Here is a 14855-nt window from a genome sequence, read left to right as displayed (position 1 = left end):
AGCCACTCACTCCATTTTGTTTTTTTTAACGTAATGGATGCAATATTTTAGGCGAAAAATTAACCTAAACTTAACTTCAAATGAGGGAAAAGGCATTATTGAAATATTTAAAAAACACATTTATTCTACTATTATTAATTAATAGTACTACAATTATTGCGCAGAAAAAAGATAAAAAAAGTAAAGAAAACAAAACTGAACAAGCAAAGGATTCTACAAGCAACAAAAAAGGAAAAAAATATGATGATCTTTTAAAAGGCGCAACCGTTAAAAAAGGATTATTTAACATTATACAAGCTAAAACTGATCTTTATCTAGAAATAAATGATTCTCTTTTTCAGAGAGAATTTCTTGTGGTAAATAAGATTTCTAATGTCCCAATGCAAGTTAATGAGGCTGGGTTAAATAAAGGAATGAATTATGAAAACAAGATAATTACTTTTCATAAAGATCTTGTTGCCAAAAAGGTATGGGTAAAATCATCTGTTCCTAATGTTTCATCTCCTGTAGGTGATGCAATAACGGCATCTGTAAATAATAACTTCTCTGAGTCTATTATAGAAGTTTTTGATATCGAGACAAAAAACAATGATTCGACTTCGATTGTAATCAAAGCAAATAAAGTTTTTGACGGAAAACAAAAAAGTTTCAATGATGTTTTAAGCAACATTGGCTTTGGTGGATCTGTAAAATCGGAACTATCATATATAGAATACGCAAAATCGTTCCCAAAAAATATAGTTGTTAAGTCACAACTTACTACTTCTGTGAGCGAAGGTGGTGGTCCTGCCCTATCGGTTACAATTGGGGTAACTAGTAACATTATATTATTAGACAAAGTTCCTATGCAACCTCGTTTTTCGGATAGACGTGTAGGATATTTTACCGAAAAGCACTGGTATTTTAGCGATGATCAGCATGCAATGCGTGAGAAAGAATTAATAACACGATGGAGATTAGAGCCTAAAAAAGAAGATATTGAGAAGTACCGTAAAGGAGAATTGGTTGAACCAAAAAAACAAATCGTTTACTATATCGACCCTTCAACACCTAAACAATGGCGTTCTTATATTATAGAAGGTGTTCGTGACTGGCAAGTAGCTTTTGAAAAAGCAGGTTTTAAAAATGCAGTTATTGCAAAAGAACCTACTGCCGAAGATACCGATTTTGATATCGACGATGTACGTTACTCTGTTATTACTTATGTAGCTTCTCCAAAATCGAATGCGATGGGACCTGCAGTTGTAGATCCTAGAAGTGGTGAAATAATCGAATCAGACATTATATGGTGGCATAACGTTATGACATCTTTACACAGCTGGATGCGTATACAAACAGGTATTATTGATCCTAAAGCCAGAGGAAACAAATTTAGCGACGAACATATGGGTGAAGCTATCCGTTTTGTATCATCTCATGAAGTAGGACATACTTTTGGATTAAAACACAATATGGGTTCTTCATTTGCTTATGATGTAGAATCGTTACGCTCTAAAGATTTTACAGCAAAAATGGGTGGAACTGCTCCATCAATCATGGATTATGCTCGTTACAATTATATTGCTCAACCAGAAGATCACGTTGAGGCTATTACACCAAAAATTGGTGAGTATGATAAATACGCTATCGAATGGGGATACAGATGGTATGGTGACGAAAAAGAAGAGCACACGGCTTTAAATGGTCTTATCTCTAAACATCAAAATGATCCTCTTTATTTTTATGGAGAACAACAAGACGAAATAATTGACCCACGTTCTCAATCAGAAGATTTAGGAAATGATGCAATGAAAGCGAGTGAGTACGGACTTAAAAACTTAAAACGTGTTGTAAATAATATCCTTGACTGGACGTATGATAAAGATGAGTCTTACTACGAGACTGGTAAACTTTATATTGGTACTATTGGTCAATGGCAACTTTATAACAGACACGTATTAAGCAATCTTGGAGGAATTTACCTTAACACAACTGTACACGGAGATAACAAAGCTAGTTATGTAGCTGTTCCTGCTGCAATCCAGAAAAGAGCTGTAGCATATTTGTTAAAAAACAGTATTGCAATTCCTGAATGGTTGTTTTTTAACCCAATTCTGGATAAAACGAATGCATTAAAAGATTCTCCACTTGGTCCTTATGAGTATACACCTTATACCCTGGCGAGAGAATTACAATACAGTACTTTATATAGTATGCTTAGTGATGATCGCTTGTTACGAATTACCGAAAATGAATTGTATCAGCGTAATGAAGCTAAAGAAAACGTATTTACTGTAACGCAATTATTTAAAACATTACGTCAGAATATTTTTGCTTCAACGATCCAAAATAAATCATTGACGATTATGGAACGTATGACACAAAAGAATTATATCGATGTGCTTATTGTTTCTACAAACAAACTTTTTGAGAAAACAGACGGCAAAAAGATAATCGAAATACAAGATAATTTAAACATGCCTCACTTATGTAATCAATTAGATGAATCAAGAATGGCACGTAATATCAATCAATCTTCTCTTAAAAGAGTTTCGGAAGTTACATCTGATAAAAAAGGAGAATTAAAACAAATTTTACAATTATTAAGGACTAAGAAAAATATTGGAAATCAGGAAACACAAAACCATTATTTTGATTTGATTCAACGAATAGAGAAAGCTTTAAATACCACACTATAAATCTTTTATCCTAATTAAAAACCAGAAATGAAAAAATTATTTTACATCTTGACCTTATTCCTGACGGTTGTTGGGTATTCGCAAGAAACTCGAACAATTACAGGAAAGGTAATTGATTACCAAGACAAATTACCAATTCCGGGTGCAACAGTATATGTTGAAAATAGCTCGGTATCTAATAGTACAAATCAAAAAAGTGTTATCGAAAGCGCTAGTATCGGTACTATCACAGATTTTGACGGTAATTTTGAATTAAAAATATCAAGCAACACCACAAGTGTACGTGTAACCTTTATGGGATACCAATCGTATACTATTAATGTTACAGCTCAAAAAAGCTATAATATTTCTTTAAAACCAGACTTAAGCGAACTTAAAGAGGTTGTAGTAACTGGATACCAAAAAATTGAAAAAAGAAAATTGACTTCGGCTGTAGCCAAAGTTAATATGGCTGATATTCAACAAGCGGGTGTTGCAAGTTTAGATCAATTATTAGTAGGTCAGGTTGCGGGTGTAGCAGTTACTCAAGCTACTGGTGCTCCTGGTGCTATTGCAAAAATTAGAGTTCGTGGTACAGCATCACTTTCTGGCTCACAAGATCCATTATGGGTATTAGATGGTTTACCATTAGAAAGCAATGATGTTCCTAAAAACTTTGATAAAGACAATATCGACGAATTAAATAACTTTTCAATCGCTGGATTAAACCCTGACGATATTAAAGATATTACCATATTAAAAGATGCCGCTGCTACCGCAATTTACGGAGCAAGAGCTGCAAATGGAGTAATTGTTGTTACTACCAAAAAAGGTAAAAAAGGGAGCATGAAAGTAAATTTCATAGCAAATACCTTTGTTACTATGAAACCTGATTTCGCAAAATTAAACCTTTTAGATGCTTCACAAAAAGTAGATTTTGAACTAGGATTAGCTAGCAGATCAGACTTAACTTATAGAGACTCTGGCGGAGAAATTTCTCGTATACTAAATCAGTCTAATGAATTAGGGGCTTATAGAACGGGAGGTTTTTCGGCGTTGTCTTCAGCTACGCAAAACTCTATTAACAAATTAAGAAACAGTAATACAAACTGGGGGGATTTATTATACCAAAGTGCTGTAAATACACAATATGGTTTAAGTTTCTCTGGTGGAGGCGAAAAATCTGATTATTACTTCTCTTTAGGAGCTTATAACGAGCAAGGTGCTACAGTAGGAACTGGTTACGACAGATATAATCTTACTTTAAAGAACAACTTTGAGGTTACTGATAAATTAAACATTGGCGTTGGGTTATTTGGTTCTGAAAGTAAAACAAAATCATACATAACAGATACAGATGGTTTTACAAATCCATCTAATTACTCAAGAACAGTAAATCCGTATTTAACACCATATAATGCAGATGGATCTTATAAATATGACAAAGATATTAGTGGTTATTCTGATGTTTACGTACCCTTTAACTTTATTGAAGAAAGAGAAAACTCTTCTTACGAGTTAAAGAACAGAGCGATTAAAGCTATTCTTGATATAGATTACAGAATTACAAAAGGCTTAAAAGCAAGCACTCAGGTTGGTTTACAATTTGACAATACATCTAGTGAGAAATTTGCTGATAAAAACACCTACTTTACTAGAAAAGAAAGAGAGAAAACGTTAAGATTTAATAATGGTAAGCCAGCTTACTTTCTTCCTGAAGGTGGAATTATCCAAAATACAAATACTGACTTTTTCCAATACAACTGGAAAACGATGTTAAACTACTCTACTGTTTTCAATGAAAAACATGAGTTGGAAGTTATGGTAGGAAGCGAATTGAGAAGAAATTACAACACTAGTATTGCAACCAAAGCATTTGGATACGATCCTAAAACATTAACTTCAATTCAGATAATTTTCCCTACCGCCGATCTAGCAGACGAACCTGTTTATAGAGGTTATAAAAAGTCTAAGAATGAAAATGCATTTGCATCCTTTTTTGCAACAGCGTCTTATACCTATGACAGAAAATATACTTTCTTCGGAAGTGTTCGTTATGATGGTTCTGACTTATTTGGTGTAGATCCAAAATACAAATACTTACCACTTTGGGCAGCTTCTGCTTCTTGGTTAGTATCTGAAGAAGAATTCTTAAAAGGTAATGAGACTTTATCTAACTTAAGATTACGTGCTTCTTACGGATTGCAAGGAAATATAGACAAAGGAACATCTCCATTTGTAGTAGGAGAATATAAAACTGAAACTATTTTGCCAGGACAAACTGAGCCAAGTATTGCGATATTAAGTCCTCCGAATGATAAATTAAGATGGGAAAAAACGGAAAATACCAATTTAGGTATGGATCTGGGTTTATTCAATAACCGTATTAGTATAGTTACCGATGTATATGGAAGAAAAAGTAGTGATTTAATTGGAGTTCAATCACTTGCTGTTGAAAACGGATTTGAGTACACTACCTTAAACTGGGCACAAGTAACTAATAAAGGATTTGAGATTGCATTGGCTACAAAAAATATTGATCGTCCTAATTTTAAATGGACCACTAATATTAATTTCTCGCACAATAAGAGCAATGTTGATCGTATGCAAATAAGAGAAAACACTTATACTCCATCAATAGAAGGATACCCGGTAAGAGCTGTATTTGCTTTAAAAACAAATGGAATGGATGAGAATGGATACCCATTATTTGTAAATAAAAATGGTGAAACGGTTAATACTCAAACATTCTTTCAGTTAAGCGATGCTTTAGCTGATGTTATACCTGGGTTGTTCGTACAAACTAAACTTAATGCTACAGAAATAAGAGATTTATTTACTTATGCTGGAGATTTAGATCCGAAGTATACTGGTGGTTTGACCAATACTTTCAAAATTCATGATTTTGATATTACAATTGCTACTACTTTTAATATTAAGCAAACAGTTGTAGAAACACCTGCATACAATGGAGCAACGGTTGATCGTGGACGAAACTTCACTACTGATATTCTAAATGCATGGTCTCCTACTAATACTGGATCAAACTTGCCAGGAATTGTAGGGAATGATACTGGTACTGGTGACTCTTGGATGGCTTATAAATGGTATGCTGAAGGTAATCCGATAAATACCAATAAATATTTAGACACTTGGGTACATGAAATGAGTTATATGCGATTAAGCAGTTTACGTTTTGGATATACTTTGCCTAAAAAAGCAATAGAAAAAATGTTTTTTGATAGTCTAAGATTCAGTATTGAAGGACGAAACTTATTTGTTATCAGCTCTGATTATAAAGGATATTTTGATCCAGAGACTTTTGGAAACATCTATGCTCAGCCTATTCCTAAATCAATAACATTAGGATGTAACATAACTTTTTAATTAATTTAAGATGAAAAACATATCAAAATACCTATTCCTTTTTGTAGCTGCGATAGTAGCTACAAGCTGCGATGATTACCTGGATGTAAAACCATCAGGAAAAGTAATTCCTGAAACACTTGCTGATTTTAGAGCTGTTCTTACTAAAGGATACGCTGTTTTCCCTACGCATAAATCACTAACTGCTTTAAGGGGAGACGAAATGCTTCTTGATGAAGGAACCAATGATTTAGTATTCTACAAAGATAACTATATATGGAATGATGCAAATCCGGATCCTATTGCTACAAGATTTCAATATGCTGGATTATACAATTGTATTTTTTATACCAATGTAATTATTAACGAAGCTAGTACTAAACTTGATGGATCGGCAGAAAAAAATCAGTTGGTTGGAGAAGCATACGCCTTAAGAGCTCTTGCTTACTTTGATTTAGTTAACCTATTTGCAAAACAATATGATGCAACAACTGCAAGTTCTGAAAGAGGTGTTCCATTGGCATTAGAAATAGATTTAGAACAAGCCTATATACCACAAAGTGTAGAAGTTATTTACGGTCAAATCATATCGGATAAAGAAGAGGCTAAAAAATTGCTTAACTTAGATACACAGGCTAAAGGACTAAACTATCGTTTTTCTAAAGCTGCATTATACACAATGGAATCTCGTGTTTACTTGTTCCAAAAACAATGGGCTCAAGCTATACAAGCAGCAGACAAAGCAATGGCTATTAACAATTCGTTAGTTGACTTAAACGTTACTCCTATTTTGCCAAACAATTATGATACAAAGGAATCGATAATGGCTCTTGAAAATACGTTTGAGAATAAATTAAAAAGATCTGCTTATCCATCTCCAACCTTAATAAATGCATATGACAAAGTAAACGACTTGCGTTATAAATTGTACTTTAAAGTAAGTGGAAGCGGATTTATATTTTTAAAAGGTGGCGAGATATACCAAAAAAATACATTTAGAACTTCTGAATTATATTTAACAAAAGCAGAAGCTTCTGTACAATTAAATGATCTTGCAACGGCAAGAACAACCATATTAAATTTCATTAAGAACCGATATAATACCACAGGTTACGCTCAATTGAGCACAAAGATTAGTGCGATGAACCAAACAGAGCTTCTTGATTTTGTATATCAGGAAAGACAACGTGAGTTTGCCATTGAAGGGCACCGTTGGTTTGATTTAAGAAGAACTACTCAAAAACAAATCGAACATACACTGAGTAACAAGACCTATACTTTGATCAAAAATGATCCGAGATATACGTTGCCTTTCCCATTAGATGCACGATTAAACAATCCAGAATTGTAATTTAAATTAGCTCCGTTTTTAACGGAGCTTTTTTTTTAACTTTGCAAAAAAAAGGAGAAATGAAAATAGTCATTATTGAAGACGAATATCTTGCTTCAAGCTATCTGAAATCTATTCTGGAACAGCAAAGTATTATTACTATAAGTGAAATAACTTTATTGAAATCAGTAAAAGATGCCGTAGCTTTTTTTGAGAAAAATACCGTTGATCTTGCTTTTATGGATATTCATTTAGGAGACGGAAAAAGTCTTGATATCTTTGAAAAAACTACTATTTCATGTCCTGTTATTTTTATAACAGCTTACGATTCTTATGCTGTTAAAGTTTTTAAACATTTTACTATAGATTACCTTCTTAAGCCATACGAAGAAGAAGAATTATTAGAAGCGCTATCGAAATATAAAAACATAAAGGAAACATTTAATCCCAACCCTATTGTTGAATCGCTTGTTACAATTGAAAACCAAACTAACATTCAGCACCACTTTTTGGTAAATCACAGAGATAAACTTATATCTATAAACGATAGAACAATCTCCTATTTTTACGCCACAGGAAAACATCTTTTTATTTATACAAATTCAGGCAATAGCTATTTTTATAATAGCAATCTTAAGGATCTTATAAACAAACTAGACCCTACTCTTTTCTTTAAAGTAAATCGAAAATATATTTTTAATCGAAATCATATTCAGGAAATCGTTAAGCATTCTAGTCAGAAAATAGAGTTGTTATTAAACATTTCTATTCCCGATACCGATCCGATTATTTTGAGCAAAAAAGAAATTAGTAATTTCAAAAACTGGCTTGATTCGTGATTTTTTTTTAAGTTGCTAAGCTTCTGAGAAACTAAGGTTCTAAGACTGTGTACTTATGTTGAATAGTTTTTTTTGCAACGAATTTACACAAATAAAAAATCTGCTAAATCTGCAGAATCTACGTGCTTCTTTTTTTTGCCACAGATTAAAAGAATTAAAATGATTCCAAAACTTTGCGACCTTTGCGTAATCCTTTGCGAACTCTACGGTTAATTTTTTGCCACAGATTAAAGAATTAAAATGATTTCAAAACTTTGTGCCCTTTGCGTAATCCTTTGCGAACTCTGCGGTTAATTTTCGCAAAAGACAATCACTACCTTGCTCTGCTGTTTTCCGTTTGTTCCAGTTCTTTTTTCTTGTAATCCGTTTTTTTGGAGTTTCCAAAACTATACGTTGCAACAAGCTTATAGTAATTTGTCGTGTATGTTCTATGATAATAAATCTCAGTTTGTCCTACAGTATAATTTCCAGAAGCATAAAATCCTTTAAAAATATCATTGGCAGAAAAGTTCAATTTTAAGGCATTATTTAAAAAATTTCTTTCGATTCCCAATGTTACTATCGAGCGACTATTTTCATCTCCCAATCCGTAGCTTTTATCACCCAGATACCAGGCAAGCAATTGAATTTTAAACACATCAGGAATAGTAAATGTATTATTTGTATAGAGATAAATTTGAGGTTTTGTTGCGCCTAATGTAAATGAATAAGTGTTGTCTACAGATTTTGTGTAACTCATACTCACGGTATTGGTCGAACTCCACCATTTGCTTGTAAATGATCTTGAAATCGATGCAAAATAACTATTTTCTTTATCTAAATTCAATGATCTTAAAATATAACTATTGGGATTAATACCGCGTAAAGCTGCTCCAGAAATAGGATCGACTTTGTACGTGTATCCTATTTTAAAATCATACTTTTTATACATCGCTCCTATTTCAAAAGCATAAATTTTTTCTGGTTTAAGATTAGGGTTTCCTTCGATAGTTGTAAATGGATCCTGGTAAACAACATACGGATTAAGCGCCTGATATCTTGGTCTTGTTATTCTTGAAACATAAGAAGCATGCAACTTCAGATCATCAGAAAGAGGCATATTCAATAATACATTAGGAAAAATATCGGCATAACTTTTCCTAAATTTCTGATTACCGCCTGCAGTTGTATTTAATTCATAATTGGTCCATTCGCCTCGAGCGCCCAAAGAATAATTAAACTTTTTTCCTAGAGAACTACTGTAATTTATATACGCAGCTCCAATTTTTTCTTCATATTTAAAATCACTCGAAAGGTCTTCATCAAATACAAATTCAGGATTTTTATCATCAGCAATCAAAAAATCAGAACTTGTTTTGATTGTTGCGTAACTTACTTTTGCACCAGCTTCTAACTTTGTACTTTCATTTATTTTTTTTGCGTAATCTGCCTGAGTATTTAAAATATTGATGGTATTATCGGCATTGTTTTTTAAATATCTCTCTGTATTTAGGCTGTTAACCAAACCATTTTCATCAATAAGATCTCTTGTAAAACCGTTGTAATTAGAAAATTGTGTACCAACAAACAACGATGATCCTTTATCATCTGTAATTGTATTATAATTTAAGTTTACAAACTGATTGAGTCTAACATCATTTCTGTCAACATCTGTAGCATAAAAACTATTGCTATTGTTGGTTGCAATCGAATTTCGATTGGCTACTACTCCACCCAAATCATTAATATTCCCACTATATTCCAACGAAATATAATTCGATTCAGAAAAAGTATATTGTAGTCCGAATCCAAAGTTGGAATAGTTATTAAATCTACGTCTCCAATCTGTGGTAAGTTCAGATTTCATAAATTCGGTAGGATCAGGTCTTGTTCTGGTTGTATATAACAGTTCTCTGTTTTTACCTAATTGCAGTCCATAATTACCAATAATAGAAACTTTTCCTTTATTGTAATTAAAATCTAGCAGTGTATTTGTACTTGTTCCTCCAAATTCCGAAACTGTAATCTGTTGGCTTGCCGTTCCCATAACTCCACTCTCAAAGTTTTTCTTAGTAATGATATTGATTACTGCTTTTCCTTCAGCATCATACTTAGATGATGGATTAGAAATAACTTCAATCTTGGCAATTTGCGAAACAGGAATTGCTGCAAAACGTTCGTTACTAATTAAAATTCCGTTTAAATAAATAATAGCTTCTCCTTTTCCTAACACACTAATTTGTCCTTCGGAAACAATTACATTTGGAACTCTGCCTAATAATTCATTTACCGAACTACTGGTAGAAAGCAAAGTATTAGCTACGCTAACCTCAAGTGTTCCATTAGATCCATATTTTAGCAATGAAGCTTGATTTTTTATAACAACTTCATTTAACTGATTGTTGTTTCCATTAACGAGTATTGTACCCAAATTTATATTTTCTTTTCCATTGAAAGTAATATGCTGGAATTTGTCGGCAAATTCTACAGAAGTAAGTTTTATCAATACTTCTTTTTGATTGATATCAGATAATTGAAAAGTACCATCTAAAAAATCCTGCTGTTTAATTAAAATAGAATCACGAACAGACAACAATGAAATATTTCCCATCATGGGTTCGTTGCTATGATTAGTAACTTTTCCTGACAGAAATTTTATCGATTGTGCTTTTACAGTTATAGATGATATAAATAAACAATAGATGTAAATGAAAACTAAGATTAGAATTCTCATAAAATTTAACGATTAAGATTTGACTTTTTATTAGTACAAAAGTCTATCGTAAATCGCAGTATGAGGTCATTCAAAGAGAAATCAGGAGTACGGATTTATAAATCTACACTCTGTTTATTGAACCTAACTTGGTTAATATTGCTGTAATCCTGCACTTTCGATATTAAAATCATACTTATAAGGTTTATCCCGAAGCGCAATGTCATTAAGTTAAGCTCTTTTGATCTAATTGTGGTTAATTATTTTCGCGCAAAGACGCAAAAGCGCAAAGGTTTTAGGCGTAAACTTGGCGGCTTGGCGGCTTTGCGTGAGATTTATTCGATACAGTATTGTAGCCGTTTTTCTTAACTTAATGGCATTACCTGAAGCGTCAAACTAAAAGGAAAAAAATTAAACTAATGAAGCTTGTAACTGATAATTTAAAGGTGTCGTTCCTGTATGCTTTTTAAACGCCACAAAGAAGGTTGATTTAGAATTAAATCCTACATCGTAACCAACAGATTCTAAGGTTAGTTTATTGTTAGAAGTTATGATTTTGCAAGCTTCGTTTATCCTAAATTCATTAACGTAACTGGTAAAATTCTTTCCAACGTTGTTATTTAAAAACTGAGATAATTGGTGGCTTGAAATAGTAACTTCTTTGGATAAATCTTGTAATGTAAGATTTGGGTTTTTATATAGTTCTTTTTCTACCATTACATTCTCTAGTTTTTGCAACAAGATTGTTTCTTCGGCTGAATCAATTTTCTTTCCTGAATACTTTGGAGAATTAAGCAAGAATAAATCGTCTGTCTTTTTTCGGTATAAAAGAATAGAAATTATCATATACAAAATAAAAGAAAAAATTATAGATCCACTTAAATAAGAAACAAATGGTGCATTAATCAATGCCAGAAAATAGAAGGCAAAAAGTAAGGTATTACCAAGGTAAATCATACCAAACCACATTTCGGCTGGATTTGCTTTTTGTTTTCTGCTTACAATCTTTTTTAATACTTCTTTAATTGTAAAACCTGCAAAAACTAAATATACAAACCACTGAATATAAATAAGTTCTACAAAATAATCTCTCCAAAGTTGAGGGTAAACACTATACGGAAACAGTATCCCAACAGTAATAATAAATATTGCCCAAAAAATAAGGGTCAGTTTCCAGGATTTGGGCATTACATGAATTTCCTTAACCGAAGCTTTCATGAAATAATATAAAAACGGACCTATAAAAAAACAAGCTGAAAGACCAATTTGAAGATAGGTTTTAGGTAACGTTGGATCAAAATATATAAATACAGATTTAGCAATTCTAATACTTAACGCTAGTAAGAGTGCGCCTAGAAAATAATTTCCGAAGTATCTTTTCTTTGTAAAAAAGAAGAAATAAATACCCAGAATAATTCCGTTGAAAGCCCCCAAAGCACTAAAAAAGAATAAAAGTTCTTTGCTAGTATCCATAATATATTTTCGTTTTATAAATAGTTATTCTGCAAACAAAGCTAAAAAAAAGATTGATGTATGCTTCAAATAAATTGTTTAAAAAATACTGTAATTCTTAATTAAGCAAAACTTACTTTTATAGTATAGTTAAATCTTTTATGTAAAGTTCATAAAAAAGCCCAATTCTAGAATCGGGCTACTTCTTTCTTTTAAACTGTAGGAGTAATTATTTTAACACATAGTCCTGAAGCTTCAGGCAATGTAATTAATGTGTTAATTCAAATCTATTTAAGGAACTAAAACAGCTCTTCCTTTTATTTTTCCTTGTCTTAATTTATCATACACTTCGAGAGCTTGATCTAAACTATATTTTTCTACCTCAATATGTATTTTCTTTTGTATTGCGAGTCCAATTACTTCCATTAATTCTGTTCTTGAACCCCAATAAGGATTGGATATGCTTACGCCAACTGGTAAACCGGTATTGTATTCATACTTTCCTCCTCCTAACCCAACAATGGTTAAGTCGCTATCTAAACCTATAATTTTTGTACCTAAATCTATTGTAGATGTAGCACCAACAAAATCAAGAACGACTTTTGCTTTTTTTATTCCAGTGATTTTCTTGATTTGTTCGGCAGCATCTTTATCTGTAGAGTTAACTACGTGAGCTGCGCCAAGTTGTTTTGCAAATTCAAGTCTTTCAGGAGTTATATCGCAAGCTATAATTGTTGACCCGCACATTTCGGATAAAATCTGTAATGCAACATGTCCTAACCCTCCTACTCCAATAACCACAACATATTCGTCTGGCATAAGTTTATGCAATGATCTTTTTATTGCTGAATATGGTGTTAATGCTGCATCTGTAAGCGGAGCAGCAATTACAGGATCTAAATCATAAATTGGGACTAATAATCGAGAGGAAGGTACAAGCATATAATCTGCCATACCACCATTTAATCCTAGTCCACCACCATAAGCTTGCTCAGAGTGATGATCACAATAGTTTTCTTGCGAATGCTGGCATGGTTTGCAATGTCCGCATCCCCAAGGTCCGTATACCAAAACCGCATCTCCTTTTTTAAATCCCTTTACATCTTTTCCAACTTCTTCTACCCATCCTGCATTTTCGTGCCCTAAAGTAAATATTGCACCAGAAACTAATCCTCCATCAATTACATGTAAATCTGAATGACATACTCCTGCTCCACCGATTTTTAATAATACTTCATCTCCTGTAGGAGAAGGTTTTTCTAGATCGTTTATAATTCTAACATCTTTGTGTCCATAATATCGTACTGCTTTCATAAGATTTTATTTATAATTTCTATACTATAAATTTAATCAAACCTGATGTAATACGTACGTTAATGAATTATAAATAAAACCTTTAATACGTTAAAAAACAAAGCAAAATACTTTAAACTTTAACTCGCAACATAACCTAATTTCTATTTTTTATTCGTAAACTAAAACTTATAAAATAATTAAAACACAATAATCTTAATCATAGATTGTGTGGATATTTATCTTTTAAGCTAAGAGAATAAAATAATCAAAACCCGAGATTATTAACAGGATCTGTAAAGCTACAACCACATTCCCGACGCATATTTTTAGACTGTTTAAATGTATATTTTAAATAAAATTGATGCGATGACGGTGCATATTTGCCTAATCCGTTTATGTTATGATCATAAGCGTATCCGGCTTGAAAATCCTGAAGCAAATTAACTCCTATTATTCCAGTTATAGCCGAATCCCAACGGTAGGATGCTCCAAATCTGAACTTTTCTTTAAACTCAAAATTAAGAGCAAAATCTATTGCCAATGGTGATCCCTGAACCTCTTTTGCTAGTATGGATGGTTTAAATAACAATTCATGTGTTAGCGCAGTTTGATATCCTGTTGTAAAATAAATTTGAGGTTTTGTTACCGATAATCCTGCAACAGTTGGATCATAACTTTCTTTAATAAAATTGGGCGTAGATAATCCTATATACCAATTTGGTGTATTGAATAAAAATCCAACTCCTATTCTTGGAGATATTCTGTTTTCTATATTATTTTCAAAACTTAGATCATTTGTATTCTGTACATCAAGGCGTGTATAATCTACATTAAGGACATTAAAACCTGCTTTTAGACCAAACGAAAGCATATTTATTTCGTCTGTAAAAATGGTATAGGAATAATCTCCTGTCACAATTAATTCTTCGGTTACACCTAATTTTTCACTTGAAACATTCATTCCTGCTCCCATATTCATTGTAAGCGGAATATTGACATTTAAGTTCAGACTTTCGGGCGCACCATCAAATCCTGCAAATTGTGTTCGGTGTATCAGTAATACGCTTCCGTCAAAAAAACCTGCAAAAGCGGGATTAAAACTCGACATATTTAGTTTATAATCGGAGAATTGGGCGTCTTGTTGTGCTCTGGCAGAAAATAGTGTAAATGTAAATGCCAGTACTAGTATATAATTAAATTTCATTTGTTTTTTTGATTTTGTG

The 14855-nt window shown here is 32.4% G+C and carries 8 protein-coding genes; 4 read left to right on the top strand and 4 right to left on the bottom strand.

Annotated elements, in window-relative coordinates:
• Window positions 1-80 precede the first annotated feature (80 nt).
• From AC3IPI_RS17260 to AC3IPI_RS17245, 4 genes are read left to right on the top strand one after another with little or no spacing between them, the layout of a single operon-like run.
• Entirely contained in the window at window positions 81-2678 is a 2598-nt protein-coding gene (locus AC3IPI_RS17260) for a zinc-dependent metalloprotease (RefSeq protein WP_489154424.1), read from the top strand.
• A 27-nt stretch (window positions 2679-2705) separates the two neighbouring features.
• Window positions 2706-6044: a SusC/RagA family TonB-linked outer membrane protein gene (locus tag AC3IPI_RS17255; RefSeq protein ID WP_489154422.1), complete on the top strand. Its 3339-nt coding sequence runs from the start codon at window positions 2706-2708 to the stop codon at window positions 6042-6044.
• Between the two features lie 10 nt (window positions 6045-6054).
• Window positions 6055-7374: a RagB/SusD family nutrient uptake outer membrane protein gene (locus AC3IPI_RS17250; protein ID WP_489154421.1), complete on the top strand. Its 1320-nt coding sequence runs from the start codon at window positions 6055-6057 to the stop codon at window positions 7372-7374.
• Between the two features lie 59 nt (window positions 7375-7433).
• Window positions 7434-8192 (top strand): LytR/AlgR family response regulator transcription factor, encoded by a 759-nt coding sequence (locus AC3IPI_RS17245; RefSeq protein WP_039120466.1) that lies wholly within the window; start codon window positions 7434-7436, stop codon window positions 8190-8192.
• A 313-nt stretch (window positions 8193-8505) separates the two neighbouring features.
• Here the strand turns inward: AC3IPI_RS17245 and AC3IPI_RS17240 are convergent, their stop codons facing one another.
• From AC3IPI_RS17240 to AC3IPI_RS17225, 4 genes are all read right to left on the bottom strand, one after another.
• Window positions 8506-10905: a TonB-dependent receptor gene (locus tag AC3IPI_RS17240; protein WP_489154418.1), complete on the bottom strand. Its 2400-nt coding sequence runs from the start codon at window positions 10903-10905 to the stop codon at window positions 8506-8508.
• 390 nt (window positions 10906-11295) lie between these two features.
• Window positions 11296-12357 (bottom strand): helix-turn-helix domain-containing protein, encoded by a 1062-nt coding sequence (locus AC3IPI_RS17235; RefSeq protein ID WP_489154416.1) that lies wholly within the window; start codon window positions 12355-12357, stop codon window positions 11296-11298.
• 270 nt (window positions 12358-12627) lie between these two features.
• Window positions 12628-13650 carry an NAD(P)-dependent alcohol dehydrogenase gene (locus tag AC3IPI_RS17230; protein WP_489154414.1) on the bottom strand — a complete coding sequence of 341 codons (1023 nt, stop codon included), beginning with the start codon at window positions 13648-13650 and terminating at the stop codon, window positions 12628-12630.
• A gap of 247 nt (window positions 13651-13897) precedes the next feature.
• Window positions 13898-14836, bottom strand: a complete 939-nt coding sequence (locus AC3IPI_RS17225) for a PorP/SprF family type IX secretion system membrane protein (protein WP_489154412.1) — start codon at window positions 14834-14836, stop codon at window positions 13898-13900.
• Between the last annotated feature and the right edge of the window lie 19 nt (window positions 14837-14855).

It is taken from the genome of Flavobacterium sp. GL_143, assembly GCF_057834355.1.
Note: the sequence above shows the minus strand (reverse complement) of the source record. Positions and strands in the feature narration are given on the sequence as shown.

Excerpts from the sequence above, each read along its gene's own strand:
- AC3IPI_RS17260 (WP_489154424.1), top strand. The coding sequence starts at position 81 with ATGAGGGAAAAGGCATTATTGAAATATTTAAAAAACACATTTATTCTA.
- AC3IPI_RS17255 (WP_489154422.1), top strand. The coding sequence starts at position 2,706 with ATGAAAAAATTATTTTACATCTTGACCTTATTCCTGACGGTTGTTGGG.
- AC3IPI_RS17250 (WP_489154421.1), top strand. The coding sequence starts at position 6,055 with ATGAAAAACATATCAAAATACCTATTCCTTTTTGTAGCTGCGATAGTA.
- AC3IPI_RS17245 (WP_039120466.1), top strand. The coding sequence starts at position 7,434 with ATGAAAATAGTCATTATTGAAGACGAATATCTTGCTTCAAGCTATCTG.
- AC3IPI_RS17240 (WP_489154418.1), bottom strand. The coding sequence starts at position 10,905 with ATGAGAATTCTAATCTTAGTTTTCATTTACATCTATTGTTTATTTATA.
- AC3IPI_RS17235 (WP_489154416.1), bottom strand. The coding sequence starts at position 12,357 with ATGGATACTAGCAAAGAACTTTTATTCTTTTTTAGTGCTTTGGGGGCT.
- AC3IPI_RS17230 (WP_489154414.1), bottom strand. The coding sequence starts at position 13,650 with ATGAAAGCAGTACGATATTATGGACACAAAGATGTTAGAATTATAAAC.
- AC3IPI_RS17225 (WP_489154412.1), bottom strand. The coding sequence starts at position 14,836 with ATGAAATTTAATTATATACTAGTACTGGCATTTACATTTACACTATTT.